Here is a 24,520-nt window from a genome sequence, read left to right as displayed (position 1 = left end):
GCGCTCTCCCGCCTCGCCGACCCCCACACCCTCCACCACACCCCCATCGGCGTGTTCCGCGACACCACCCGCCCCGTCTACGACACCCTCATGGCAGACCAGCTCGACACCGCCATCGACCAGAAGGGCAAAGGCGACCTCGCCACCCTCCTGACCGGCAACGACACCTGGACCGTCACCGGCTGACCCCACCCAGCCGCAGGGCCGAGCCCGGATCCCGCTACGGGGTCCGGGCTCCGTCGTACGCGAGGCGGGCCCGCTCGACCGCTCCGGTGCGGCGTTCCGACCAGCGCGCCAGTGCCCAGACCTGTTCGGCGGCCTCGCGGCCGAGGTCGGTCAGGGAGTAGTCCACGTGCGGCGGGATCACCGGGTGGGCGTGGCGCAGGACGAAGCCGTCGCGCTCCAGGGTCCGGAGGGTCTGCGCGAGCATCTTCTCGCTGACCCCGCCCACCTCGCGGCGCAGTTCGCTGAACCGGTACGAGCGCTCCAGCAGGGCGGCGAGCACCAGGACGCCCCAGCGGCTGGTGACGTGCTCCAGGATCCCGCGCGAGGGGCACATCGGGGCTTTGACACTTACTTCCATACCAGTACCTTACTTTGAAGTGGGTACTTTCGGATAGTTAGCGCTTTCCATAGGCTGGTGTCACACCCACCGCACCACCCGCACAGGAGCGTGAGCGCAATGAGCATCGTCGTCACCGGAGCCACCGGATCCCTGGGCCGCCTCGTCGTCGAGGAGCTGCTGACGAAGGTTCCCGCCGAGGCGCTGGCCGTCGTCGTACGGAACGAGGCGAAGGCCGCCGACCTGGCGGCGCGCGGCATCGAGGTGCGGGTCGCGGACTACGACGACCCGGCGGCCCTGGCCGGCGCCTTCCGGGCCGGCGACCGCGTCCTGCTGATCTCCGGCAGCGAGGTCGGCCGCCGCGTGCCGCAGCACACCGCCGTGATCAAGGCGGCGGAGGCGGCCGGGGTGGCCCAGCTGGCCTACACCGGGGTCCTCGGCGGGCCCGAGGCCGACTTCGAGCTGGCCGCCGAGCACAAGGTCACCGAGCAGGCGGTGCTGGACTCCGGCCTGCCGTACACCTTCCTGCGCAACGGCTGGTACCACGAGAACTACACCGCCCAGCTGCCCGTGGTCCTGGAGCACGGCGCCGTCCTCGGCAGCGCGGGCGAGGGCCGCATCGCCTCGGCGGCGCGGGCCGACTACGCGGCGGCGGCCGCCGCCGTACTGACCGGCGAGGGCCACCTGAACCGGGTCTACGAGCTCTCCGGCGACACCGCTTGGAGCCTGGCCGAGTACGCCGACGAGGTCGCCCGGCAGTCCGGCCGCGAGGTCACGTACGCCTCCCTGCCCGCGGCGGCGCACCTGGCGGCGCTGACCGGCGCGGGGGTGCCGGAGGGCTTCGCGGAGATCCTCGTCGACGTCGACGCGGCGATCTCGCGCGGCCGGCTGGGCGGGACCAGCGGGGACCTGGCGCGCCTGATCGGGCGGCCGACGACCCCCGTGGCCCGGGCCATCGCGGAGGCGCTGGCCTGAGTGTCATGAGTATCTCGCCGGAACGGGCATGACAGCGACTCCTCGCGGCGCTACCGTCGTGAGGTTGTGAGATTGGCCGGAAGTCGCACTGGAGGGCCCGTGAAGGCGGACAACGAGCAGCGCACGGGTTTGCTCTACGGATTCGGCGCGTACGGGATGTGGGGGCTGGTCCCCCTCTTCTGGCCCCTCCTCAAGCCGTCCGGGGCGATCGAGATCCTGGCCCACCGCATGGTGTGGTCGCTGGCCGTGGTCGGGATCGCGCTCCTCGCGCTGCGCCGCTGGCGCTGGATGGGCGAACTGCTGCGCCAGCCGCGCAAGCTCGCCCTCACGGCGCTCGCGGCGACCGTGATCAGCGTCAACTGGGGCCTGTACATCTGGGCGGTCAACAACGGGCAGGTGGTCGAGGCCAGCCTCGGCTACTTCATCAACCCGCTGGTCACCATCGCGCTCGGGGTGCTGGTGCTCGGCGAGCGGCTGCGGCGGGTGCAGTGGGCGGCCGTCGCCATCAGCCTCGCCGCGGTGGTGGTGCTGGCCGTCGGGCACGGGCGGCCGCCGTGGATCTCGCTGACGCTGGCCTTCTCCTTCGCCACGTACGGGCTGATCAAGAAGAAGCTCGGCATGGGCGGTCTGGAGTCGCTGACCGCCGAGACGGCGGTCCTGTTCCTGCCCGCCCTCGGCTACCTGCTGTGGCTCGGCGCGGAGGGCCGCTCGACCTTCGCCGCACAGGGGCTCGGACACTCCGCCCTGCTCGCCTCCACCGGGCTGGTCACCGCGATCCCGCTGGTCTGCTTCGGGGCCGCCGCGATCCGGGTGCCGCTGTCCACGCTGGGGCTGCTCCAGTACCTGGCTCCGGTCTTCCAGTTCGGGCTCGGGGTGCTGTACTTCCACGAGGCGATGCCGCCGGAGCGCTGGGCCGGCTTCTCCCTGGTCTGGGTCGCGCTGGTGCTGCTGACCTGGGACGCGCTGCGCGGTGCCCGGCGCTCGCGGATCCGGCTGGCCGAGGCGGCGGCCGCCGCGGCGGCGCCCGCGGCCCTCCCGGACGGGGCCGCCCCGGACGGGGCGCCGGACGGATCGACGGACGCCGCCCCGGACGCGGCGGCCGCCCGCGAGCCCGCGTAACGCCTCCCCCTCCCGCCACCCGGTCCCCGGTACGAAACCCTCGTACCGGGGACCGTCCGTTTTCCGAACTCCCCTGACCGAATCACGGTCTTGACGGGCAGTCATGCTCTCGCTGAACATCAGGCTCGCACTGGCGCACGATCGTTCACCTGCTCCATCCCCCGCACGTTCCGTCTCATCCCCATACGGAATCCCGGAGCCCCCACATGAGCCTGTCCGTCTCCCGGCGCCTGGCCGCCGTGACCGCCGTCGCGGTCGCGGGCCTGCTGGCCGCCACCTCCCCCGCCGCGCTCGCCGCCCCCACGGCCCCCGCCGCCGAGGCCCACGCCGCCGCCGCGCCGACGCCGCCCGACATCCCGCTGGCCAACGTCAAGGCCCACCTGTCGCAGTTCTCGTCCATAGCCGCCGCCAACGGCGGCAACCGCGCCCACGGCCGGTCCGGCTACAAGGCCTCGATCGACTACGTGAAGGCCAAGCTGGACGCGGCGGGCTTCACCACCACCCTGCAGACCTTCACCTCCAGCGGCGCCACCGGCTACAACCTGATCGCCGACTGGCCGGGGGGCGACCCCAACGCGGTGCTGATGTCCGGCTCGCATTTGGACTCGGTGACCGCCGGCGCCGGCATCAACGACAACGGCTCCGGTTCGGCGGCCGTCCTGGAGACCGCGCTGGCCGTCTCGCGCGCGGGCCTCCAGCCCACGAAGCACCTGCGCTTCGGCTGGTGGGGCGCGGAGGAGCTGGGTCTGGTCGGTTCGAAGTACTACGTCAACAACCTGCCGGCGGCCGAGAAGGCGAAGATCTCCGGCTACCTGAACTTCGACATGATCGGCTCGCCGAACCCGGGCTACTTCGTCTACGACGACGACCCGACGATCGAGCAGACCTTCAAGAACTACTACGCGGGCCTCGGCATCCCCACGGAGATCGAGACCGAGGGCGACGGCCGCTCCGACCACGCCCCCTTCAAGAGCGCGGGCATCCCGGTCGGCGGCCTGTTCTCCGGCGCCGACTACACCAAGACGGCGGCGCAGGCCCAGAAGTGGGGCGGCACCTCCGGCCAGGCCTTCGACCGCTGCTACCACGCCTCCTGCGACACCACGGCGAACATCAACGACACCGCCCTGGACCGCAACGCCGACGCCATCGCGTACGCGGTGTGGAACCTCGGGGCGGCCACCCCGGTCCCGCCGGGCAAGTCCTTCGAGAACACCGCGGACGTCAACATCCCCGACTCCCCCGCCGCCGCGGTGACTTCGCCGATCACGGTCTCCGGCGTCACGGGCAACGCCCCCGCCACCACCAAGGTCGACGTGAACATCGTCCACACCTACCGCGGTGACCTGGTGATCAACCTGATCGCCCCGGACGGGACCGCGTACCTGCTGAAGAACTCCGACTCGGACTCGGCCGACAACGTGATCGCCACCTACACGGTCAACGCGTCCAGCGAGGTCGCGAACGGGGTCTGGAAGCTCCAGGTCAAGGACGTCGGCGCGCAGGACGTCGGCTACATCAACAGCTGGAAGATCACCTTCTAGCCTCCGTCCACCTTCCGGCGGCGGGAGCCGCGTCCCGTCGGCTACGCGTCCTCCGCGTGCGACCGCAGCGAGGCGGGCAGCGGCTCCTGGATGCGGGCGCGGAGTTCCTCCGCGACCGCCCCGATGTCCACCCGGCCCAGCTTGGCGGCCTCGACCAGGTCGCCCAGCTCCTCGGGCGAGGGCAGTTGCTTCGCCCCGGCCACCCGCAGGTACGAGCGGGTGGCCGCGGCCGCGTAGAACTCGTTCATCGGGGATTCCAGCGCGGGGCACACGGCGAGGGTGTGCAGGAACGCGGCTGCCCGCCAGGCGGTGTCGGGGGCGGGCTGCTCGGGCACCAGCACCAGGTCGTTCTGGTGCCGGGCGACGGCCGCGGCGACCCCGGAGGGGTCCCACACGGCGGGGTCCGAGGGCAGATGGTGGGCGAGGGCAGTCCAGGCCCACTCCATGGTGATCTTCAATTGCCGAACCGCTCCTGGAAGTAGCCCCAGTGGTCGGCGAACTCGTCGATCCCGGACAGGAAGCTCTTCCGGTCCTCGTCGAGTTCGCGTTCCGTCACCTCGGTGATCAGCGCGGTGACCGTCGTCCCCAACGCCGCCGCGCGCGCCTTGAGGCGCTCGTGGAACTCTTCGTCCAGGCGGATGGTGACGTGTCTCGACATGGGCAACACCGTACAGCGGGCCCGCTGTACACGGGAGCGGAACGGGCCGAGGGTGGCCGGGGACACAGGTCCCCGGCCACCCTCGGCCGTGGTGGAGCGGTCCGGCGGCGCCGCGCGGCGCGGCCGGCTACTTGGCGGAGTCGGCCGTCTTGACCAGCTGGTCCTTGGTGACCGCGCCGACGTAGACCTTGCCGTCGTCGGTGATCAGCGCGTTGACGACGCGGGTGGAGAAGATCCGGCCCTGGCCGAACTTCCCGCTGACCTTGTCACCGAGGGAGTCCATGAACTGCTTGGCCTCCTTCGGCGCGTTCTTGTCGTTCTGGAGGTCGCCGAGGTTCTTGCCGGCGCCCGTGTCGATGCGCGCGACCGTCGTCCAGCCCTCGCCGAGGACCTTCACGTCGCCCTTGCCGCCCGCCCCGGCGCCGGTCAGGGCGTCCAGGCCGGGGAAGGACTCCAGGGCCTTGAAGTCCTTGCCGTGCTCCTGGCCCTTGCGGGCCCCCTCGGCCGCGCCCTCGGTCACCTTGGCGCCCTTGGGCGGGGTGAAGGCGAAGGTGTCGGCGCCGGGCTTGGTGAAGGAGACCTGGCTGAAGCCGGCCTCGGCGATCGGCTTGCCGCCCTGGCTGGAGAGCACCTGGACGCGCAGCGGCACGCCGTTCTTGGCGTCGACGGCGATCTGCACCGAGCCGATGGTGGAGCCGCTCTGCTTGGGCTTCAGGACGAGCTGGTAGGCGTCGCGGCCGGCGACCTGGGCGGTGTCGCCCACGGCGATGTCGGTGGTCGGGCCGGCCTGCTTGAGGAGGTCCTGGGCGAGCTGCTGGGGGGAGGCCCCGAGCCGGTCGGCGGTCTTCTTGTCCGGGCCCCGGCCGGCGTCCTTGCCGTCGGCCTTCTCGTGGAAGGCCTCGTTGGACTTGGAGTCGTAGCCCCAGACGTCGGTGCCGTTGTGGACGAGGGTGTACTCGTCCCTGCCGTCCAGGAAGGTCAGCTTCTGGCGGTCCGGGCCGTCGGCCGCGACGCGGAAGGTGTGCGTGCCGTTCGCCAGCTGCGCCACCTTGTCCTGCGGGTCGGCCGAGCCGCCCGCGATGCCGCCGCCGCCCAGCAGGCCGGAGGCGAGGGTGGGGAGCCCGAGGTCGGTGCTGAGCTTCGCCGTGCCGGTCAGCTGCTGGACGTCGGAGGCCGCGACCTTCTCGATCAGCTGCTGTGCCGTCACCTTGGGCAGGTCCGGGCCGCCCGCGTTGGCGAAGGCCGGGACCATCGCCGCGGTTGCCGCGGCGATGCCCGCTACCGCTACCGGTACGGCGTACCGGGCGGCCTTGCGAGAGGTCTTCGTGTTCGCTGCCATGTCAGTGCCCTGCCCTCTGTGTCTACGGCGATGACCCCCGTGTCACCGCGCTCACCCGATCCGGTGGGGTTCGATGACTCCATATGACCAAATCGGCGGCTCCGGGGCGTCAGCCCCCGGGCTCAACTCCGCGTACGACCGTGGGATGACACGCGAGGGGCCCCTCACCCCCGACCCGTAGGGGTCGCCGGGGGCGCAGGGGCCCGTCCTGCGGTGCGCGCGGGCGCTCAGCCCGCGCGGTGGACCACCGCGTCGCACAGTTCCTCCAGGGCCGCCTTCGCGAAGCACTCCGGCAGCGGGGCGAGCGTGGCGCGCGCGTCCTGGGCGTAGCGGACCGTGTCGCGGCGGGCCTGCTCCAGGGCGGGGTGCACCCGCAGCCGGGCCAGGACCTCGGCGTGCAGGACGTCGTCCGTCAGGTCGCCGTCCAGCAGGCGTACGAGTTCCAGGTCCTCCTCGCGGCCGTCGCGCTCGGCCATCTCGCGCAGCAGCAGCACGGGCAGCGTCGGAATGCCCTCGCGCAGGTCGGTGCCGGGGGTCTTGCCGGACTCGTGCGAGTCGGAGGCGATGTCGAGGACGTCGTCGGCGAGCTGGAAGGCGGTGCCGAGGCGCTCGCCGTACTGGGTCAGGATGTCGACGACCGACTCGTCGGCGCCGGACATCAGCGCGCCGAAGCGGCCGGAGACCGCGATCAGCGAGCCGGTCTTGCCGGCGATGACGTCGAGGTAGTGGGCGACCGGGTCACGGCCGTCGCGCGGGCCGGCCGTCTCCAGGATCTGGCCCGTCACCAGCCGCTCGAAGGCCTCGGCCTGGATGCGGACGGCCTCGGGTCCGAGGTCGGCCAGGATGTGCGAGGCGCGGGCGAAGAGGAAGTCACCCGTCAGGACGGCCACGGAGTTGCCCCAGCGGGCGTTGGCGCTGTCCACCCCGCGGCGCACGTCCGCCTCGTCCATCACGTCGTCGTGGTAGAGGGTGGCCAGGTGCGTGAGCTCCACGACCACCGCGGAGGGGACGATCCCGGGGGCGTAGGGGTCGCCGAAGCGGGAGGCGAGCATCACCAGCAAGGGCCGGAAGCGCTTGCCTCCGGCGCGCACCAGATGCTGCGCTGCCTCGGTGATGAAGGGGACTTCGCTCTTGGTGGCTTCCAGCAGACCCGCCTCGACGGCGGCCAGTCCGGCCTGGACATCGGTCTCAAGAGCCTGGTCCCGCACGCTCAGTCCGAACGGCCCGACGACGGTCACGAGGGGTACTCCTGTCTGCTGACGATCACGCTGACGATCACCTGGATTGTCGATGTGTCGCTGCCATCACTCAAGCCAGCGTATCCGGTCCGTTTTCGATCACCCAGAGCGCCTGCCCGGTCGCCACGCGCGCATCGCCCGATGCGCACCGGTATGTTCTGAGGAAAGCCGAAACAACCGGAGAACGAGTTTTGTCCAGATCTGCGACCGATATAGACCAGACCGGGGATACCGGGGCGGACCAGCCGCCCCCCGGTGACGACCACGCCTTCCTCGGGCACCCGAGGGGGCTGGCCACGCTCTCCGGGCTGGAGGTCTGGGAGCGGTTCTCCTTCCTGGGCATGCAGGCCATCCTCGTCCTCTACTTCGCCGACACGGTCGCACACGGCGGCCTGGGGATGGATCCGGCCACCGCCGCGTCCGTCTCGGCCGCGTACGGGACCATGGTCTACCTCGTCTCCGTGGCCGGCGGGTGGCTCGCCGACCGCATCCTCGGTTCCTACCGCGCCGTGCTCTTCGGCGGCATCCTGATCGCCTGCGGCCACTACGCCATGGCCGTGCCCACGGCCGCCATGACCTGGGTGGGCCTCGGTCTGATCAGCGCGGGCACCGGCCTGCTCAAGCCCAACGTCGCCAGCATGGTCGGCAAGCTCTACCGGACGGACGACCAGCGCCGCGACGCCGGTTTCGCCCTCTACTACATGGGCATCAACATCGGCGCCTTCGCCGGCCCGCTCATCACCGCCTGGCTCGGCGAGCACCAGGGCTGGCACTGGGGCTTCTCCGCCGCCGCCATCGGCATGACCTTCGGGCTCGTCCAGTACGTCCTCGGACGCCGCCATCTGGCCGGACGGAAGCACTCGGCCGAGTACGCCCTCGCCCCCGACGCGATGCGCCGCGCCGTCCGGTGGATCATCGGCGGCTGCCTCGCCTTCGCCGTCATCGCCACCCTGCTGTCGGTCGTCGGCTGGTTGACGATGGGCCGGTTCGTCGACCTCCTCACCCTCGTCTCCGTGATCGCGCCGGCCGTCTACTTCGCGGTGATGTTCCGCAGCCCGCGCGTCACCCGCGAGGAACGCACCCGGCTGCGCCCCTACGTGGTCCTCTTCCTGGCCTCCGTCGCCTTCAACTTCATCCTCTTCCAGGCCTACTCGACGATGATGCTGCTGGCCTCGACCAACGCCCGGACCGAGATCCTCGGCTTCCACTTCCCGGCCGGCTGGTACGCCTCCGCCCTCGGCGCCTTCGAAGTGGCCCTCGCCCCGGTGGTGGCCGCGCTCTGGGCGCGCATGGGCCCCCGCCAGCCGCACGCCTCCAACAAGATCGCCATCGGGGTGGTCCTGGGCGGCCTGTCCTTCCTGCTCATGGTGATCCCCACCTCCGGCCACGCCGGGGACGCCTACGAAATGGCCGCCTGGTGGATCGTCGGCTCGTACCTGCTGCTGGGACTCGGCGACGTCCTGCTGGAGACCTCCGGCATGTCCGCCACCACCAAACTCGCCCCCAAGGCGTACGCGAGCCAGACGATGGCCCTGTGGTTCCTGTCCCTGGCGCTCGCCAACGGCATCCAGGCCCAGGTGGTCAAGCTCTACGGCGAGGTGTCCCACCCCGTGTACTTCGGCGTCAACGGCGCCATCGCGGTCGCGGTCGGCCTCGCCGTGATCGCCATGGCGCCCTGGCTGCGCCGCACCATGCATCCCGTCCACTGAGGGGCCCGGTGAACCGACTCCGATGATCATCCGTACCGACTTCCCGTACGCGACCGCCCACCAGGACGTCCGGATCCCGATGCCCGACGGCGTCGAGCTGTACGCCCGGATCTGGCGCCCCGTGACGGACGAGCCCGTCCCCGCCCTGCTGGAGTACCTCCCGTACCGGCTGACCGACTGGACCGCCCCGCGCGACGCCCAGCGCCACCCCTGGTACGCGGGCCACGGCTACGCCTCCGTACGCGTCGACGTGCGCGGCCACGGCAACAGCGGGGGCCGGCCCGGCGACGAGTACGACGCCCGGGAGCTGGCCGACGGGGTCGCGGTCGTCGAGTGGCTCGCGGCGCAGCCCTGGTGCACCGGCGCGGTCGGCATGTTCGGGATCTCCTGGGGCGGCTTCAACAGCCTCCAGATCGCCGCGCTCGCGCCGCGCGCGCTGAAGGCCGTCGTCACCGTCTGCTCCACCGACGACCGCTACGACAACGACGTGCACTACATGGGCGGCTCCGTGCTCGCCGTGGACATGCACGCCTGGGCCGCCACCATGCTGGCCTTCTCCTGCCGCCCGCCCGACCCGCACTACGCCGGGGACGGCTGGCGCGCGCGGTGGCTGGAGCGGCTGGAGGGCGTGGAACCCCTGATCCACACCTGGCTCGCCCACCAGACCCGCGACGACTACTGGCGCCACGGCAGCGTCTGCGAGGACTACGGGGCGGTCCGGGCGGCCGTCCTCGCGGTGGGCGGCTGGCACGACCCCTACCGGGACACGGTCCTGCGACTGGTCTCCGGGCTGCCCGCGAACCGGGTCCGGGGGCTGATCGGGCCCTGGTCGCACCAGTACCCCGACCGGGGGCTGCCGCCGGGCCCGGCGATCGGCTTCCTCCAGGAAACCCTGCGGTGGTGGGACCACTGGCTCAAGGGCGAGGACAACGGGGTCATGGAGGAGCCGCTGCTGCGCTCCTGGATCAGCGAGTCGCACCCCCCGGCGACCGTGTACGAGCGGCTGGAGGGCCGCTGGGTCGGCGACCGGGCCTGGCCCTCCCCCACGGTGGTCCCGGTCTCCTACGGGCTCCAGGGCGCCCCCGTGGTGGTCGCCTCGCCGCAGCACACCGGGCTGGACGCGGGCCGCTTCTTCCCCTTCGGCAACGACGCCGACCTCCCGCCGGACCAGCGCGAGGAGGACGCGAAGTCGGCGTGCTTCGAATTCCCGGTGGCGCCGGGCGAGCCCGTGGAGATCCTGGGCCGCCCCTCGGTGACCCTGCGGCTGCGCATGGACGTCCCGTACGGGCAGGTCGTGGCCCGGCTGTGCGACGTCGCCCCCGACGGGTCCTCGACGCTGGTCACCCGGGGCGCGCTGAACCTCTCGGCGCGCCGGGGGCGCGAGCGGGCGCACCCGTGGCCGCCGGGCGCGCAGGAGGACGTCACCTTCGAGCTGAACGGCATCGGACACTCCTTCCCGCCGGGGCACCGGATCCGCCTCGCGTTGTCATCGGCGTACTGGCCGTGGATCTGGCCGCGGGCCGGCTCGGAGGCGGGCTGGACCCTCGACCCGGCGGGCAGCACGCTGGAACTCCCCGTCCGGGCGGCCTCGCCCTCGACGGACGACGGGATCGTCTTCGAGGCGCCGGAGCAGGCGGAGCCGCTGGGGGTGGTCTACCCGGAGACCCTGGACGAGCCCCGGCCGGAGCGGCTCGTCGTACGGGACGTGGCGCGCGGCGCGTGGCGCCTGGAGGTCGACCCCCGCTACGGGGGCACCCGCGTGTACCCGGACGGGCTGGAGTTCTCCGAGGACGCGGTGGAGGTGTACGAGATCGAGGACGGCGACGCGCTGTCGGCCCGGACCCGCAGCGAATGGCGGATCCGGCTGCACCGGCCGCAGGAGGGCTGGGACGCGCGGGTGGAGACCCGCTCGGAGATCTCCTGCGACGAGGGCGGCTTCCTGACGTCCGACGAGGTGGTGTGCCGGGAGGGCGACGAGGTCGTCTTCCACCGCACCTGGGAACGCCGCCTCCCCCGCACGGCGGGCTAGCCGCGCGGGGGCGGGGGGGGTCAGACGGCCTTGAGGCCGTCCACGAACACGGAGAACGCGGCGACGGACACGTCCACCACCGGCCCGTCACCGCACTTGGAGTCCCGGACGGGGACGATGCCGCGCGCGGCCGCGAGGTTGGTGGCGACCTCGACGCACTGGCCGCCGTTGTCGCTGTAGGAGGACGTGAACCAGCGGGGGGATTCCGTCGTCACAAGGGGTCCCTTCTCGATGGTCAGACGGCCTTCAGGCCGTCCACGAACGCGGAGAACGCGGCGGCGGTGAAGCCGAGCTCGGGGCCACCGCCCCACTTGGAGTCCCGGACGGGCACGATGCCGTGCGGGGCGGCGAGGTTGGTGGCGACCTCGACGCACGCGCCGCCGTTGTTGCTGTAGGAGGACGTGAACCAGCGGGGGGATTCGGTCGTCACGAGATGCCCTTTCGTAGCTGATCGATCAGGGCCACGGATGCCGCCTGGGTGCATGCCTCGGCCTGGAGCTGATGGTAGGCCGTCAGCACCGGCACCACCGAGGCGTTATCCCGCTCCAGATAGCCCCGTTGGGCAGATTCGGCGTAGGACATGATCGAGCGGTCCGGGAGCGTGAGGATGTAGACCGGCAGGTCGAACGGCCTGCGCTCCCCCAAGTCGAACCGGGCCACCTGGAGCACCGTGTTCGGCAGCTCCGCGAATTCGAGCAGCCGGGCGAACTGCTCCCGCATGACCTCCGGTCCGCCGAGCGGGCGGCGGATGCAGCTCTCGTCGAGCACCGCGAGGATCATCGGCGGGGGCGTGCGCCGCAGTACGGCCTGTCGGTCCGCGACGATCGTGACGCGTTCGGCCGCCTGGGCGTCCGTGATGGCTCCCCGCTTGACGGCGCTCTGCGCGAGCACCGTCGCGTACTCCGGCGTCTGGAGCAGGCCCGGTATGACGCCGACCTCGTACAGCCGGATCTCCGCCGCCCGGCTCTCGTAGCCGAGGAACTCCGGGAAGCCCTCCAGCAGGACGCCGTGCCGGATCTCGCGCCACTGGCGCTCGAACGTGTCCTCGGTTCCGGCGAGGCCGAAGACCACGTCCGCACTGCGCGAGAAGCGCACAGTCGAAATCTTGCGGCCGGTTTCCACGGCGGAGATGTGCGTGGCGGAGAACCCCATCCGCTCCCCGAGCCGCTCCTGCGTCCAGCCGCGTTCTTCCCGTAAGCGGCGCAGACGTGCCCCGAAGGCCGCTTCGGGGCTCGCCTCGGGGTTCAACTCCTTGCGGTTCACAGGCTCCTGACCAATCTTCCGTTCGGCTCTGACAAGTTGAACCATTCCCCCGGGCGGGCCAGTCTGAACGCACCTGGTAGCGATGCAGCTACGGAGAGGAACCGCCATGTGTGGAAAGCTCCTTCCCCCGCCCCCCGTCCCCGGAACCTTCGTCGTGGACACCGGACACGCGGACCGTGTCGGGGAGTTCCGGGGGCTCGCCGGTCCGTACTGGTCGTTGCGGCCCGTGCGCGGGGGGCCCGAGTGGGAGGCGGAGCCGGCGCGGGTGCGGCTCGCCGACCCCATGGAGCGGCTGCGCGCCGAGACCGCGCGGCGCAACGCCCGTAGCGCGGAGGGGCTGTTGTGAGGGACGGCCGCAGCGAGGCGTGGGCCGCCGTCGCCGTGACCCTGGGCGCCGTCGCCTGGATCTGCTGCGTGGCCTGGGTCGTCGCCCGGGGGTGGCTCGCGTGAGGGAGGCGTGCGGGGCGCGCGGCCTGCTGTCGGCCACGCACCTCGACGCCCTCGCCGACCTCCTCGCGGGCAACACCCGCATTCTGCGGGCCGTCCTCGCGGAGGGCCCCGAGCTGCGGTGCGTGCTCGAAACGCACTCCGGGCCGCACATGGACCTGGTCCACGACTCCGGCTCCGGCCGGGCGCTGTGGGCCCAGTGGTCCGAGCCGGACGAGGACCGGCTCGAAACCGTCCTCGTGCTCCCCGACTGCCCCGCCGCCACCCGCCGCGGCCCGGCCTGCTGGTCGTACCTGTCCCACCCCGGCGCGCACACCTGGGAGCTCACGCCGCTCTGGGCAACCGGGCTGAGCCCCTCCGCGCGTCAGGAGTAGAGGCGCTCCAGCACCACCGCGACGCCGTCCGCCTCGTTGGAGAGGGTCACCTCGTCCGCGACGTCCAGCAGCTCCCGGTGCGCGTTGGCCATCGCCACCCCGTGGCCCGCCCAGGCGAACATCGGGACGTCGTTCGGCATGTCGCCGAAGGCGACCGTCGAGGCCGCGGCCAGCTCCAGGATGTCCGCCGCCCGGGCCAGCCCGAGGGCCTTGTCGACGCCCGGGGGCTGGAGCTCCACGGTGTGTTCCCCGGCCATGGTGACGTTCACCAGGTCCCCGGCCACCGCCCGCGCGACCCGCGTCAGCTCGTCGTCGCCCAGCCGCGGGTGCTGGAGCAGCACCTTGTTGATCGGCGCCGCCCAGAGGTCGTCCCGCCGGGGTACGCGGACCATCGGCAGGTGCGGGTGCCACACCCGGTAGCCGGGGCCCATCAGCGTCTCCCCGTACAGCCCCTCCTGGTTGACGGCGGCGTAGACCTCGCCGATCTCCGCCTCGATCTTCCCGAGGGCGACCTCGGCCAGCTCGCGGTCCATGGAGACGGAGTGCAGCAGGGCGCCGCGCGCCGCGTCGTAGACCTGCGCGCCCTGACCGCACACCGCGAGCCCCGTATAGCCGAGGCCGTCCAGGACGTGCCGGACCTGTGGAACGGGGCGGCCGGTGACGACGATGTGGTGGGCGCCGGCGGCGCGCGCCCTCGCGAGCGCCGTGTACGAGCGGGCGGAGACGGTGTCTCCGGCGCACAGCAGAGTCCCGTCCAGGTCGGTGGCGATCAGGGCGGGGGGGAGGGCGGAAGTCACGGCGCCAAGGATACGGACCCCTGCGGACAAGTCCTACAAATAGCGCAGGAATCCGGCCTCCCACAGACCCCACCAGCCACGTAACGTGTCAACCAGCCCCCGGGACACCCCCGGACCGCATCGAAAGCGAGGCAGCACCCCATGCCCCAGCAGAGCCCCCTCGATGTCCCCGAGGGCGACCCGTTCGGGCCGCACAACCTCCCGTACGGCGTCTTCTCCACCTCCGACGAGCCGGGGCGGCGCCGGGTCGGCGTGCGGATCGGCGGCTTCGTGCTCGACGCGGGGGCCGTCGCCGTCGCCCTGGGCTCCCCGTACGCCGGGCTGCTCCTCCAGGACACGCTGAACCCGCTCTTCGGCGCGGGCCGCACCGCCTGGCGCGACGTGCGCCGCGCGCTGACCGCCTGGGTCACCGACCCCGGCCACCGCGAGACCGTCGAGCCGCACCTCTTCCCGCTCGACGCCGTCACCCTGCACCTGCCGTACGAGGTCGCGGACTACGTCGACTTCTACGCGAGCGAGCACCACGCGACCAACGTGGGCAAGATCTTCCGCCCGGACGGCGACGCGCTGACCCCCAACTGGAAGCACCTGCCGATCGGTTACCACGGCCGCTCGGGCACCATCGTCGTCTCGGGCACGGACGTCGTACGCCCCTCGGGCCAGCGCAAGGCGCCCACGGACCCGGCGCCCGTCTTCGGGCCGTCCGTGAAGCTCGACATCGAGGCCGAGGTCGGTTTCGTCGTCGGCACCGGCAGCGAGCTCGGCGTCCCGGTGCCGCTCGGCGACTTCGAGGACCACGTCTTCGGGCTGTTCCTGCTCAACGACTGGTCCGCGCGGGACATCCAGGCCTGGGAGTACGTGCCGCTGGGCCCCTTCCTCGGCAAGTCCTTCGCCACCTCCGTCTCCGCCTGGGTGACCCCCCTGGAGGCCCTGGACGCCGCCCGGGTCGCCCCGCCCGCCCGCGACTTCCCGCTCCTGCCCTACCTGGACGACGCCGACGCCGACCGCCCCGGCGGCTTCGACCTGCGCATCAGCGTCTCCATCAACGGCCAGGTGGTGGCCGAGCCGCCGTTCGCGTCGATGTACTGGACCGCCGCCCAGCAGCTCGCCCACATGACCGTCAACGGCGCCTCCCTGCGCAACGGCGACGTGTACGGCTCCGGCACCGTCAGCGGCCCCGAGACCGGCCAGCGCGGCTCCCTGCTGGAGCTCACCTGGAACGGCCGCGACGCCATCGAGCTCGCCGACGGCAAGCGCACCTTCCTGGAGGACGGCGACACCGTCACCCTCACCGCCTGGGCGCCGGGCGCCGACGGCACCCGCGTGGGCCTCGGCGAGGTCACCGGCAGGATCGTCCCCACCCCGCGCTGACCCCCTCGCCGGCGTCCGCGCCTACGCCGCACGGGCGGTCCGGCCACCCGTACGCCGCCCTACCCGTGGCGGGGCGGCGCGGGCGCGGCGAGGCTGCTCGCATGGTCCCTCGCAACGCGAAGCTCATCCCGCTGGCCCTCGCGGCCGCCACCGCCCTGGCGGCCGCGCCGTCCGCCGCCGCCGCCGCGCCGGCCCCCACCCCGCCCGCCGCCGGGGCGCAGGCGGCGTCCCGGCTCACCCCCCGCGCCCAGCTGGCGCTGGCCTTCCGGGCCACCGCCAAGTACCACCGGCACCAGACCGGCGTCGCCGCCGGGTACGTCCCCGACAAGTACTGCGTGGTGAACCCGACGGGCGGCGCCGGCGCCCTCGGCTACCCGCACTTCAACCACGCCTACGACGGCTCCCTCGACCCGGCCAAGCCCACCGCCCTGCTCTACGAGGGCGACGGCAAGGGCCACTGGCGGCTGGCGGGCCTGGAGTGGATGGTCGTGGACAAGGACGGCCGGGAGGACACCGACGACGACCGGCCCTCCCTGTTCGGGGAGCCCTTCCGCGGCCCGCTGCCCGCCCGCTACCCGGGCCAGAAGCTGCACTACTCGCTGCACCTGTGGCTGTGGAAGGACAACCCCGCTGGCCGCTTCGAGCCGTTCAACACCTCGGTCACCTGCCGGCCCGGCACCACCCGGCCCCGCCCGGCGACGGCCGCCCCGGCCGTCGCCCCCGCCCCGGCCGTCGCCCCGGCCCCCTGAACGGTCGGCCCCCGTTCGGACGTCCGCCGCGTGCACGGCCCCGGGGGCGCCGGGATGGTGGACGAAACGGCCCCACGTCACCAGGAGTACCGATGCCCGTACGCAGCCTGAAGCCCGTCCTCGTCTGCGCGGCCGCCGTGTCGCTCGGCCTGGCCGCCGTCGCCCCGGCCCACGCGGTCGACGGACCGGCGCCCGATCCGCGCAACCGGCAGGCGATGCAGGACATGGCGACGGCGATCCGGGTGACGGCCAAGTACGTGGACGAGCGGGAGGCCATCAAGGACGGGTACGTCCCGCACGGTGAGGCGTGCATGAGCAACCCCTTCGGGGTGGGCTCCATGGGCTACCACTACGTCAAGGACGCCAACTGGGGCTCCAAGGACCCCGCCCGGCCGACGGCGCTGCTCTACAGCTACACCAAGGACAGCAAGGGCCGGCGCAAGCTCCAGACCGTGGAGTGGATGTCCACCGACCGCGACCAGGACCTGAAGACCACCGACGACCGGCCCAGCATGTTCGGGCTGCCCTTCGACGGGCCGATGCCCGGCCACTGGGCGGGCATGCCCAAGCACTACGACCTGCACATGTGGGCGTACGAGAAGAACCCGGCGGGCCGCTTCCACAACTGGAACCCGGCCCTGCCCTGCCCCAACAAGCCCCCGAAGGTCCCCGGCGCCGCGGCGGACCACGCCCACGGCCACTAGCGGGCGCCGACTGATGCCGTCAAGTGCTCCCCACATATGACTCACCCGAAGGGACGGTGCCCCGAGAATTCCCGGCGATACGCTGGTCGCTCTCGCAAGACTCCGCCTCATGGGAGCACTGATGAGCGTCGATACCGCCGCGCCGCAGCCTGAACCGGACCCGGAGTCCCGCTGGCCGATCCCGCCGGCGGGCGGCTGGACCGCGGACGACCTGGACACGCTTCCGAATCTGCCTCCGCACACGGAGCTGATCGACGGGAGCCTGATCTTCGTGAGTCCGCAGACCCGATTCCACTGGCGCGCGGTCAGTTTTCTCGAACACCAATTGCAGGCCGCGGCACCGGCTGGACTAGAGGTGATGCGAGAGTTCACCATCGACATCGACCGTCACAACCGTCCCGAACCAGACGTGATCGTCGTACCGGAGGAGACCGACGAGGATCCGGATCAGACCCGGCTCCCCGCGGAGTCGGTCCGGCTCGCGATCGAAGTGGTGTCCCCCGAGTCGGTCTCGCGCGACCGCGAAACCAAGCCCCTGAAGTACGCGCGGGCGGGAATCGTCCACTTCTGGCGCGTCGAGAACAAAGAGGGACGCGCAGTGGTCTACGTCTACGAGCTCGACCCGGCCACGAAGAAGTACGTCGCCACCGGAATCTTCCACGACCGTCTGAAGGTCTCCGTTCCCTTCCCCATCGATCTGGACCTCACCGCGATCGGCCCCAAGCGGCGGACCGGGTAATCCCCCGTACACGTCAGGGCCCGGCCCCCCTCGGGGGGCCGGGCCCTGACGTGTGGAGCGGGGGGTCAGCGGACGAAGGTGCTCGCCTGGCCCGCCAGGTCCAGGAAGTACTGCGGGGCCAGGCCCAGCACCAGGGTGACCGCGACGCCGACCGCGATGGTCGTCATCGTCAGCGGCGAGGGGACGGCCACGGTCGGGCCGTCGGCCTTCGGCTCGCTGAAGAACATCAGCACGATCACCCGGATGTAGAAGAACGCGGCGATGGCGGACGAGATGACACCGACCACGACCAGCGCCCCCGCACCGCCCTCCGCCGCCGCCTTGAACACGGCGAACTTGCCCGCGAAGCCGGAGGTCAGCGGGATGCCGGCGAAGGCCAGCAGGAACACCGCGAAGACGGCCGCGGTGAGCGGCGAGCGCCGGCCCAGACCCGCCCACTTGGACAGGTGCGTCGCCTCGCCGCCCGCGTCGCGCACCAGCGTGACCACCGCGAAGGCGCCGATCGTCACGAAGGAGTACGCGGCCAGGTAGAACAGGACCGCCTGGACGCCCTGCGCCGAGGTCGCGATGACACCGGCCAGGATGAAGCCCGCGTGCGCGATCGAGGAGTACGCCAGGAGCCGCTTCACGTCGGTCTGCGTCACGGCGATCACCGCGCCCGCCAGCATCGTGACGATCGCGACCCCCCACATCACCGGCCGCCAGTCCCAGCGCAGGCCGGGCAGCACCACGTACAGCAGGCGCAGCAGCGCGCCGAAGGCGGCCACCTTCGTCGCCGCCGCCATGAAGCCGGTGACCGGGGTCGGGGCGCCCTGGTAGACGTCCGGGGTCCACATGTGGAAGGGGACCGCGCCGACCTTGAAGAGCAGGCCCATCAGGATCAGCGCGCCGCCGATCAGCAGCAGCACGTCGTTGCCCATGGTGGAGGCGAGCGCCGGGTCGAGCTTGGCGACGGTGCCGTCGACGACATCGGCGATCACCGCGTAGGAGACCGAGCCCGCGTAGCCGTAGAGCAGGGCGATGCCGAAGAGGAGGAAGGCGGAGGAGAAGGCGCCGAGCAGGAAGTACTTGACCGCGGCCTCCTGCGACATCAGCCGCTGGCGGCGGGCGAGGGCGCAGAGCAGGTACAGCGGGAGGGAGAAGACCTCCAGCGCGATGAACAGCGTCAGCAGGTCGTTCGCCGCCGGGAAGATCAGCATGCCCGCGACGGCGAACAGGGCCAGCGGGAACACCTCGGTGGTGGTGAACCCGGCCTTGACGGCGGCCTTCTCGCTGTCGCTGCCCGGTACGGACGCGGCCTGCGCGGCGAAGGAGTCCACCCGGTTGCCGTGGGCCGCCGGGTCCAGGCGGCGCTCGGCGAAGGTGAACACGGCGACGACCGACGCCAGCAGGATGGTGCCCTGGAGGAACAGCGCGGGACCGTCCACGGCGATGGCGCCCATGGCCGCGATGTGCGCCTTGGTGCTGCCGTAGCCGCCCGCGGCGAGGGCGACGACCGCCGCGAAGGCCGCGGCCAGCGCGATGACCGAGAGGAACACCTGCGCGTAGTAGCGGGACTTGCGCGGGACGAAGGCCTCGACGAGGACTCCGAGGACGGCCGCGCCCACCACGATCAGCGTGGGCGCGAGCTGGGCGTACTCGATGTGCGGGGCCGGGATCCGGTCGGCCGGTCCGTTGGCCGCCAGTGTCAGCAGGCCCTGGGCAGCAGTCGTGGTGCTCACTTGGCCGCCTCCCCCTTCTTGGCGGTGACCGCGTCGACGGCCACCTCGGGCTTCGGGTCGGTCTGCTTCACGTCCGACATGGTGTGCTCCACCGCCGGGTTGACGATGTCGGTGAGCACCTTCGGGTAGACGCCCAGTCCGATCAGCAGCGCGATCAGCGGGGCGACCACCAGGACCTCGCGCAGGCGCAGGTCCGGCAGGGTGCGGACCTCCTCCCGGACGGGGCCGGTCATGGTGCGCTGGTAGAGCACCAGCGTGTAGAGGGCCGCCAGCACGATCCCGACGGTGGCGATGATCCCGGCGGCCGGGTAGCGGGCGAAGGTGCCGACCAGGACGAGGAACTCGCTGACGAACGGCGCGAGGCCGGGCAGGGACAGGGTGGCGAGGCCGCCGATCAGGAAGGTGCCGGCGAGGACCGGGGCCACCTTCTGCACGCCGCCGTAGTCGGCGATGAGCCGGGAGCCGCGCCGCGAGATCAGGAATCCGGCGACCAGCATCAGCGCCGCCGTGGAGATCCCGTGGTTGACCATGTAGAGCGTGGCGCCCGACTGGCCCTGGGAGGTCATCGCGAAGATGCCGAGGACGATGAAGCCGAAGTGCGAGATCGAGGCGTAGGCGACCAGCCGCTTGATGTCCCGCTGGCCGACCGCGAGCAGCGCGCCGTAGACGATGCTGATCAGGGCCAGGACCAGGATCACCGGGGTGGCCCACTTGCTGGCGTCGGGGAAGAGCCCGAGGCAGAAGCGGAGCATCGCGAAGGTGCCGACCTTGTCGACGACCGCGGTGATCAGGACGGCGACCGGGGCGGTGGCCTCGCCCATCGCGTTGGGCAGCCAGGTGTGCAGCGGCCACAGCGGGGCCTTCACCGCGAAGGCGAAGAAGAACCCGAGGAAGAGCAGCCGTTCGGTGTTGGTGGCCATGTCGAGGGTGCCGGCCGCGCGGGCGGTGGCGATCTCCTGGAGGGAGAAGTTCCCGGCGACGACGTACAGGCCGATGACGGCGGCCAGCATGATCAGGCCGCCGACCAGGTTGTAGAGGAGGAACTTGACCGCCGCGTACGAGCGCTGCGCGGCCGCGTTCTCGTCGCTCCCGGAGTGCGCCCGGTCGCCGAAGCCGCCGATGAGGAAGTACATCGGGATGAGCATGGCTTCGAAGAAGACGTAGAAGAGGAAGACGTCGGTGGCCTCGAAGGAGATGATCACCATCGCCTCGACCATGAGGATCAGGGCGAAGAAGCCCTGGGTCGGCCGCCAGCGGGAGGAGTTCGTCTCCAGAGGGTCGGCGTCGTTCCAGCCGGCGCCGATCACGAAGGGGATGAGCAGGGCGGTGAGCGCGATAAGCGCCACCGCGATGCCGTCGACGCCCAGTTCGTAGCGGACGCCGAAGTCGGCGATCCAGGCGTGGGACTCGGTGAGCTGGTAGCGGTCGCCACCGGGTTCGAAGCGGACCGCGACCAGCACGGCCAGGGCCAGGGTGGCCAGGGAGAACAGCAGCGCGAGCCACTTGGCGGCGGTCCTGCGGGCGGCCGGGACGGCCGCCGTGAGGACCGCGCCGACCGCGGGTACGGCCGCCGTCACCGTCAGAAGCGGGAAACTCATCTCACACCGCCCTCATCAGCAGGGTCGCGGCGATGAGGATCGCCGTGCCCCCGAACATCGAGACCGCGTAGCTGCGGGCGTAGCCGTTCTGCAGCTTGCGCAGCCGGCCCGAGAGCCCGCCGACCGAGGCGGCCGTGCCGTTGACCACTCCGTCGACCAGGCTGTGGTCCAGGTAGACGAGCGAGCGGGTCAGGTGCTCGCCGCCGCGTACGAGGACCACGTGGTTGAAGTCGTCCTGGTACAGGTCCCGCCGGGCCGCCCGGGTGAGGAACGAGCCGCGCGGGGCGAGGACGGGGACGGGCTTCTTGCCGTACATGCCCCAGGCGACGCCGGCGCCGATCACGAGGACCACCATCGTGGACAGGGTCACGGTCAGCGCACTGACCGGCGGGTTGCCGTGCTCGTGCCCGGTGACCGGCTCCAGCCACTTCAGGAAGCGGTCGCCGATCCCGAAGAAGCCGCCCGCGAAGACCGAGCCGAAGGCGAGGACGATCATCGGGATGGTCATGGACTTCGGGGACTCGTGCGGGTGCGGCTCATGGCCTTCCCCGTCGGGCTGCCAGCGCTTCTCGCCGAAGAAGGTGAGGAGCATGACGCGGGTCATGTAGAAGGCGGTGATCGCCGCGCCCAGCAGGGCCACGCCGCCGAGGATCCAGCCCTCGGTGCCGCCCTTCGCGAAGGCCGCCTCAATGATCTTGTCCTTGGAGAAGAAGCCGGACAGGCCCGGGAACCCGATGATCGCCAGGTAGCCGAGGCCGAAGGTCACGAAGGTGATCGGCATGAACTTCCGCAGGGCCCCGTACTTGCGCATGTCGACCTCGTCGTTCATCCCGTGCATCACGGAACCGGCGCCGAGGAAGAGGCCCGCCTTGAAGAAGCCGTGCGTGACCAGGTGCATGATCGCGAAGACGTAGCCGATGGGGCCGAGGCCCGCGGCGAGGATCATGTAGCCGATCTGCGACATGGTGGATCCGGCGAGTGCCTTCTTGATGTCGTCCTTCGCACAACCGACGACCGCACCGAAGATCAGGGTGACCGCGCCGACGACCGTGACCACCAGCTGGGCGTCCGGCGCCCCGTTGAAGATCGCGCCCGAGCGGACGATCAGGTACACGCCGGCGGTGACCATCGTCGCCGCGTGGATCAGGGCCGAGACCGGGGTCGGGCCCTCCATCGCGTCGCCGAGCCAGGACTGAAGCGGCACCTGCGCCGACTTGCCGCAGGCGGCCAGCAGCAGCATCAGGCCGATCGCCGTCAGCTTGCCCTCGGTGGCGTCGCCCACCGCGCCGAAGACGGGACCGAAGGCGAAGGTCCCGAAGGTGGTGAACATCAGCATGATCGCGATGGACAGGCCGATGTCGCCGACGCGGTTGACGAGGAAGGCCTTCTTCGCGGCGGTGGCCGCGCTGGGCTTGTGCTGCCAGAAGCCGATCAGCAGGTACGAGGCCAGGCCCACGCCCTCCCAGCCGAAGTAGAGCAGGAGGTAGTTGTCGGCGAGGACGAGCAGCAGCATCGCCGCGACGAACAGGTTGAGGTAACCGAAGAAGCGGCGGCGGCGCTCGTCGTGCTCCATGTAGCCGATGGAGTAGACGTGGATGAGCGTGCCCACCCCGGAGATCAGCAGGACGAAGGTCATCGACAGCTGGTCCAGCTGGAAGGCCATGTCGGCCTGGAAGCCCTCGACCGGGATCCAGGTGAACAGCCGCTGGTGCAGCGTCCGGTCCTCGGCGCCCCGGCTGAGCATGTCGGCGAACAGGGCCACGCCGATCCCGAAGGAGACCGCGGCGAACAGGGTGCCGAGCCAGTGCCCCGCCTTGTCGAGGCGGCGGCCGCCACAGAGCAGCACCACCGCTCCGAGCAGGGGCGCGGCGATCAGCAGCGCAATCAGATTCTCCACTGTGAACGCCCCTTACAGCTTCATCAGGCTGGCGTCGTCGACCGAGGCCGAGTGGCGGGTACGGAACAGCGACACGATGATCGCGAGGCCCACCACGACCTCCGCGGCGGCGACGACCATCGTGAAGAACGCGATGATCTGGCCGTCGAGGTTGCCGTGCATCCGGGAGAAGGCCACGAAGGCGAGGTTGCAGGCGTTGAGCATCAGCTCGACGCACATGAACAGCACGATCGCGTTCTTCCGGATGAGCACCCCGGCCGCGCCGATGGTGAACAGCAGCGCCGCCAGGTACAGGTAGTTGACCGGGTTCACTTCGAGGCCTCCTCACGGCCGAGACGCTCCGAGGAGCGCTGCTCCAGCGCCTTGAGGTCGTCCATGGCCTGGCCCGACACGTCGCGGATCTGGCCGCGGGCGCGCAGGGTCTTGCTGACGGTCAGCTCGGACGGGGTGCCGTCCGGGAGCAGTCCGGCGACGTCCACCGCGTTGTGCCGGGCGTAGACGCCGGGGGCGGGCAGCGGCGGGAGCTGGACGCCCTCGCGCACGCGCCGCTCGGCGAGTTCGCGCTGGGTGGCGGCCCGCTCGGTGCGCTCGCGGTGGGTGAGCACCATCGCGCCGACGGCCGCCGTGATCAGCAGGGCGCCGGTGATCTCGAACGCGAAGATGTAGCGGGTGAAGATCAGTTCGGCGAGGCCCTCGACGTGCCCGGCGGAGTTGACCCGGCCGAGCCCGTTGAAGTGGGTGAGCCCGGCGTTGGCGATGCCCGCGATCAGCAGGACGCCGAAGCCCAGGCCGCACAGGGCGGCGAGCCAGCGCTGCCCCTTGAGGGTCTCCTTCAGCGAGTCGGCCGCCGTGACGCCGACGAGCATGACCACGAAGAGGAACAGCATCATGATCGCGCCGGTGTAGACGACGACCTGGACGACGCCCAGGAAGTACGCCCCGTTGGCGAGGTAGAAGACCGCCAGGATGATCATCGTCCCGGCGAGGCAGAGGGCGCTGTGGACGGCCTTCTTCATCAGGATTGTGCACAGCGCGCCGATCACCGCGACGGTGCCCAGCACCCAGAACTGCACGGCCTCGCCGGTGGAGGTCACGGTGGCGCCTGCGGCTGCGAGGGCGCTCATGCCTGCACCTCCTCGGCGGAACCGGCGGCCGTCTCGCCCTTGGAGACCGCCACCTGCCGGACGGTGCCCGGAGCGGCCTCCGTGACCAGCCCGCGGTAGTAGTCCTGCTCGTCCGTGCCCGGGAAGATCGAGTGCGGGGACTCGACCATGCCCTCGGTCAGGCCGGCCAGCAGCTGGTCCTTGGTGTAGATCAGCGCCTCGCGGCTGGAGTCGGCCAGCTCGAACTCGTTCGTCATCGTCAGGGCCCGCGTGGGGCACGCCTCGATGCACAGCCCGCACAGGATGCAGCGGGCGTAGTTGATCTGGTAGACGCGCCCGTACCGCTCGCCCGGGGAGTAGCGCTCCTCCTCGGTGTTGTCCGCGCCCTCCACGTAGATCGCGTCGGCGGGACAGGCCCAGGCGCACAGTTCGCACCCGATGCACTTCTCCAGACCGTCGGGGTGCCGGTTGAGCTGGTGGCGTCCGTGGAAGCGCGGAGCGGTGGTCTTCTCCTGCTCCGGGTACTGCTCGGTGAGGCGCTTCTTGAACATGGCCTTGAAGGTCACGCCGAACCCGGCCACCGGGTT

Annotated in this window: 26 protein-coding genes and 1 pseudogene; 12 read left to right on the top strand and 15 right to left on the bottom strand. The window is 71.5% G+C overall.

All coding sequences use genetic code 11. The features are described from left to right. Positions 1–186: pseudogene (locus tag ACFYYT_RS32070) on the top strand (2-oxoacid:ferredoxin oxidoreductase subunit beta); the annotation flags it as partial. 34 nt (positions 187–220) lie between these two features. On the opposite strand, the gene ACFYYT_RS32065 reads toward ACFYYT_RS32070, so the two are convergent. After that, positions 221–583, bottom strand: a complete 363-nt coding sequence (locus ACFYYT_RS32065; protein ID WP_351829186.1) for a helix-turn-helix domain-containing protein — start codon at positions 581–583, stop codon at positions 221–223. Between the two features lie 99 nt (positions 584–682). Here ACFYYT_RS32065 and ACFYYT_RS32060 point away from each other — a divergent pair, with 99 nt between their 5' ends. From ACFYYT_RS32060 to ACFYYT_RS32050, 3 genes are all read left to right on the top strand, one after another. Continuing rightward, positions 683–1,537 (top strand): SDR family oxidoreductase, encoded by an 855-nt coding sequence (locus ACFYYT_RS32060; protein ID WP_351829183.1) that lies wholly within the window; start codon positions 683–685, stop codon positions 1,535–1,537. Between the two features lie 99 nt (positions 1,538–1,636). Further along, positions 1,637–2,656 carry an EamA family transporter RarD gene (gene rarD / locus ACFYYT_RS32055; protein ID WP_351829180.1) on the top strand — a complete coding sequence of 340 codons (1,020 nt, stop codon included), beginning with the start codon at positions 1,637–1,639 and terminating at the stop codon, positions 2,654–2,656. A gap of 206 nt (positions 2,657–2,862) precedes the next feature. Further along, positions 2,863–4,197, top strand: a complete 1,335-nt coding sequence (locus tag ACFYYT_RS32050) for a M28 family metallopeptidase (RefSeq protein WP_351829178.1) — start codon at positions 2,863–2,865, stop codon at positions 4,195–4,197. Between the two features lie 41 nt (positions 4,198–4,238). On the opposite strand, the gene ACFYYT_RS32045 is transcribed toward ACFYYT_RS32050, so the two are convergent. From ACFYYT_RS32045 to ACFYYT_RS32030, 4 genes are all read right to left on the bottom strand, one after another. Continuing rightward, entirely contained in the window at positions 4,239–4,655 is a 417-nt protein-coding gene (locus tag ACFYYT_RS32045; RefSeq protein ID WP_351829175.1) for a hypothetical protein, read from the bottom strand. Further along, positions 4,652–4,855 carry a hypothetical protein gene (locus tag ACFYYT_RS32040; protein WP_251050317.1) on the bottom strand — a complete coding sequence of 68 codons (204 nt, stop codon included), beginning with the start codon at positions 4,853–4,855 and terminating at the stop codon, positions 4,652–4,654. Before ACFYYT_RS32040 ends, ACFYYT_RS32045 begins: the two co-directional genes overlap by 4 nt. 127 nt (positions 4,856–4,982) lie before the next feature. Beyond that, a complete protein-coding gene (locus tag ACFYYT_RS32035) occupies positions 4,983–6,194 on the bottom strand; it encodes a DUF2092 domain-containing protein (RefSeq protein ID WP_351829172.1) in 1,212 nt (403 codons plus the stop codon). A gap of 227 nt (positions 6,195–6,421) precedes the next feature. Then, positions 6,422–7,432, bottom strand: coding sequence for a polyprenyl synthetase family protein (locus tag ACFYYT_RS32030; protein WP_351829171.1), 1,011 nt, complete (start codon positions 7,430–7,432; stop codon positions 6,422–6,424). A gap of 191 nt (positions 7,433–7,623) precedes the next feature. Here ACFYYT_RS32030 and ACFYYT_RS32025 point away from each other — a divergent pair, with 191 nt between their 5' ends. Continuing rightward, positions 7,624–9,141: a peptide MFS transporter gene (locus ACFYYT_RS32025; protein WP_351829168.1), complete on the top strand. Its 1,518-nt coding sequence runs from the start codon at positions 7,624–7,626 to the stop codon at positions 9,139–9,141. Between the two features lie 22 nt (positions 9,142–9,163). After that, complete coding sequence (locus ACFYYT_RS32020; protein ID WP_351829166.1) at positions 9,164–11,170, top strand: CocE/NonD family hydrolase; 2,007 nt, start codon at positions 9,164–9,166, stop codon at positions 11,168–11,170. Positions 11,171–11,190: 20 nt separating this feature from the next. On the opposite strand, the gene ACFYYT_RS32015 is transcribed toward ACFYYT_RS32020, so the two are convergent. From ACFYYT_RS32015 to ACFYYT_RS32005, 3 genes are read right to left on the bottom strand one after another with little or no spacing between them, the layout of a single operon-like run. Beyond that, on the bottom strand, positions 11,191–11,385 hold the full coding sequence (locus tag ACFYYT_RS32015) for a DUF397 domain-containing protein (protein WP_351829163.1): 195 nt from the start codon (positions 11,383–11,385) through the stop codon (positions 11,191–11,193). Between the two features lie 20 nt (positions 11,386–11,405). Then, on the bottom strand, positions 11,406–11,600 hold the full coding sequence (locus ACFYYT_RS32010) for a DUF397 domain-containing protein (protein WP_351829162.1): 195 nt from the start codon (positions 11,598–11,600) through the stop codon (positions 11,406–11,408). Next, positions 11,597–12,478: a helix-turn-helix transcriptional regulator gene (locus ACFYYT_RS32005; protein WP_351829159.1), complete on the bottom strand. Its 882-nt coding sequence runs from the start codon at positions 12,476–12,478 to the stop codon at positions 11,597–11,599. Before ACFYYT_RS32005 ends, ACFYYT_RS32010 begins: the two co-directional genes overlap by 4 nt. A gap of 61 nt (positions 12,479–12,539) precedes the next feature. Between ACFYYT_RS32005 and ACFYYT_RS32000 the strand changes: the two genes are divergently transcribed. Both ACFYYT_RS32000 and ACFYYT_RS31995 read left to right on the top strand, forming a co-directional pair. Continuing rightward, positions 12,540–12,779, top strand: coding sequence for a hypothetical protein (locus tag ACFYYT_RS32000; protein WP_351829156.1), 240 nt, complete (start codon positions 12,540–12,542; stop codon positions 12,777–12,779). Positions 12,780–12,879: 100 nt separating this feature from the next. Next, positions 12,880–13,254 carry a hypothetical protein gene (locus tag ACFYYT_RS31995; protein WP_351829153.1) on the top strand — a complete coding sequence of 125 codons (375 nt, stop codon included), beginning with the start codon at positions 12,880–12,882 and terminating at the stop codon, positions 13,252–13,254. On the opposite strand, the gene ACFYYT_RS31990 is transcribed toward ACFYYT_RS31995, so the two are convergent. After that, positions 13,245–14,051: an HAD family hydrolase gene (locus tag ACFYYT_RS31990; protein ID WP_351829150.1), complete on the bottom strand. Its 807-nt coding sequence runs from the start codon at positions 14,049–14,051 to the stop codon at positions 13,245–13,247. The two genes, ACFYYT_RS31995 and ACFYYT_RS31990, sit on opposite strands and share 10 nt — an antisense overlap. Positions 14,052–14,192: 141 nt before the next feature. Here ACFYYT_RS31990 and fahA point away from each other — a divergent pair, with 141 nt between their 5' ends. The 4 genes from fahA to ACFYYT_RS31970 all read left to right on the top strand — a co-directional run bounded on the left by fahA (position 14,193) and on the right by ACFYYT_RS31970 (position 17,614). Continuing rightward, positions 14,193–15,422 carry a fumarylacetoacetase gene (gene fahA, locus ACFYYT_RS31985; RefSeq protein WP_351829149.1) on the top strand — a complete coding sequence of 410 codons (1,230 nt, stop codon included), beginning with the start codon at positions 14,193–14,195 and terminating at the stop codon, positions 15,420–15,422. Positions 15,423–15,523: 101 nt separating this feature from the next. After that, entirely contained in the window at positions 15,524–16,171 is a 648-nt protein-coding gene (locus tag ACFYYT_RS31980; protein ID WP_351829147.1) for a hypothetical protein, read from the top strand. Between the two features lie 92 nt (positions 16,172–16,263). After that, positions 16,264–16,875 (top strand): hypothetical protein, encoded by a 612-nt coding sequence (locus ACFYYT_RS31975; protein ID WP_351829145.1) that lies wholly within the window; start codon positions 16,264–16,266, stop codon positions 16,873–16,875. A 121-nt stretch (positions 16,876–16,996) separates the two neighbouring features. Beyond that, the gene (locus ACFYYT_RS31970; protein WP_351829143.1) at positions 16,997–17,614 is read left to right on the top strand and encodes a Uma2 family endonuclease; all 618 of its coding nucleotides are present in this window, start codon (positions 16,997–16,999) and stop codon (positions 17,612–17,614) included. Between the two features lie 65 nt (positions 17,615–17,679). Here the strand turns inward: ACFYYT_RS31970 and nuoN are convergent, their stop codons facing one another. The 6 genes from nuoN to nuoI are packed head-to-tail and all read right to left on the bottom strand — an operon-like array spanning position 17,680 to position 24,484. Continuing rightward, positions 17,680–19,308 carry an NADH-quinone oxidoreductase subunit NuoN gene (gene nuoN, locus ACFYYT_RS31965; RefSeq protein ID WP_385316165.1) on the bottom strand — a complete coding sequence of 543 codons (1,629 nt, stop codon included), beginning with the start codon at positions 19,306–19,308 and terminating at the stop codon, positions 17,680–17,682. Between the two features lie 23 nt (positions 19,309–19,331). Continuing rightward, positions 19,332–20,933 (bottom strand): NADH-quinone oxidoreductase subunit M, encoded by a 1,602-nt coding sequence (locus ACFYYT_RS31960; protein WP_351829138.1) that lies wholly within the window; start codon positions 20,931–20,933, stop codon positions 19,332–19,334. A gap of 1 nt (position 20,934) precedes the next feature. Continuing rightward, positions 20,935–22,830, bottom strand: coding sequence for an NADH-quinone oxidoreductase subunit L (gene nuoL / locus ACFYYT_RS31955; protein WP_388610168.1), 1,896 nt, complete (start codon positions 22,828–22,830; stop codon positions 20,935–20,937). Between the two features lie 12 nt (positions 22,831–22,842). Continuing rightward, positions 22,843–23,142 carry an NADH-quinone oxidoreductase subunit NuoK gene (gene nuoK, locus ACFYYT_RS31950; protein ID WP_030864698.1) on the bottom strand — a complete coding sequence of 100 codons (300 nt, stop codon included), beginning with the start codon at positions 23,140–23,142 and terminating at the stop codon, positions 22,843–22,845. Beyond that, positions 23,139–23,954, bottom strand: a complete 816-nt coding sequence (locus tag ACFYYT_RS31945) for an NADH-quinone oxidoreductase subunit J (RefSeq protein WP_351831738.1) — start codon at positions 23,952–23,954, stop codon at positions 23,139–23,141. Before ACFYYT_RS31945 ends, nuoK begins: the two co-directional genes overlap by 4 nt. Further along, positions 23,951–24,484, bottom strand: a complete 534-nt coding sequence (gene nuoI, locus ACFYYT_RS31940) for an NADH-quinone oxidoreductase subunit NuoI (RefSeq protein ID WP_388610189.1) — start codon at positions 24,482–24,484, stop codon at positions 23,951–23,953. Before nuoI ends, ACFYYT_RS31945 begins: the two co-directional genes overlap by 4 nt. Between the last annotated feature and the right edge of the window lie 36 nt (positions 24,485–24,520).

The organism is Streptomyces sp. NPDC002032, assembly GCF_042890765.1.
GTDB lineage: Bacteria > Actinomycetota > Actinomycetes > Streptomycetales > Streptomycetaceae > Streptomyces.
This window is presented reverse-complemented; position numbering and strand designations above follow the sequence as displayed.

Excerpts from the sequence above, each read along its gene's own strand:
- fahA (WP_351829149.1), top strand. The coding sequence starts at position 14,193 with ATGCCCCAGCAGAGCCCCCTCGATGTCCCCGAGGGCGACCCGTTCGGG.
- ACFYYT_RS32035 (WP_351829172.1), bottom strand. The coding sequence starts at position 6,194 with ATGGCAGCGAACACGAAGACCTCTCGCAAGGCCGCCCGGTACGCCGTA.
- ACFYYT_RS32060 (WP_351829183.1), top strand. The coding sequence starts at position 683 with ATGAGCATCGTCGTCACCGGAGCCACCGGATCCCTGGGCCGCCTCGTC.
- ACFYYT_RS32040 (WP_251050317.1), bottom strand. The coding sequence starts at position 4,855 with ATGTCGAGACACGTCACCATCCGCCTGGACGAAGAGTTCCACGAGCGC.
- ACFYYT_RS32020 (WP_351829166.1), top strand. The coding sequence starts at position 9,164 with ATGATCATCCGTACCGACTTCCCGTACGCGACCGCCCACCAGGACGTC.
- ACFYYT_RS31980 (WP_351829147.1), top strand. The coding sequence starts at position 15,524 with ATGGTCCCTCGCAACGCGAAGCTCATCCCGCTGGCCCTCGCGGCCGCC.
- ACFYYT_RS31975 (WP_351829145.1), top strand. The coding sequence starts at position 16,264 with ATGCCCGTACGCAGCCTGAAGCCCGTCCTCGTCTGCGCGGCCGCCGTG.
- ACFYYT_RS32065 (WP_351829186.1), bottom strand. The coding sequence starts at position 583 with ATGGAAGTAAGTGTCAAAGCCCCGATGTGCCCCTCGCGCGGGATCCTG.
- ACFYYT_RS32005 (WP_351829159.1), bottom strand. The coding sequence starts at position 12,478 with ATGGTTCAACTTGTCAGAGCCGAACGGAAGATTGGTCAGGAGCCTGTG.
- ACFYYT_RS32000 (WP_351829156.1), top strand. The coding sequence starts at position 12,540 with ATGTGTGGAAAGCTCCTTCCCCCGCCCCCCGTCCCCGGAACCTTCGTC.
- ACFYYT_RS31960 (WP_351829138.1), bottom strand. The coding sequence starts at position 20,933 with ATGAGTTTCCCGCTTCTGACGGTGACGGCGGCCGTACCCGCGGTCGGC.
- nuoI (WP_388610189.1), bottom strand. The coding sequence starts at position 24,484 with ATGTTCAAGAAGCGCCTCACCGAGCAGTACCCGGAGCAGGAGAAGACC.
- ACFYYT_RS32050 (WP_351829178.1), top strand. The coding sequence starts at position 2,863 with ATGAGCCTGTCCGTCTCCCGGCGCCTGGCCGCCGTGACCGCCGTCGCG.
- ACFYYT_RS31970 (WP_351829143.1), top strand. The coding sequence starts at position 16,997 with ATGAGCGTCGATACCGCCGCGCCGCAGCCTGAACCGGACCCGGAGTCC.
- ACFYYT_RS31945 (WP_351831738.1), bottom strand. The coding sequence starts at position 23,954 with ATGAGCGCCCTCGCAGCCGCAGGCGCCACCGTGACCTCCACCGGCGAG.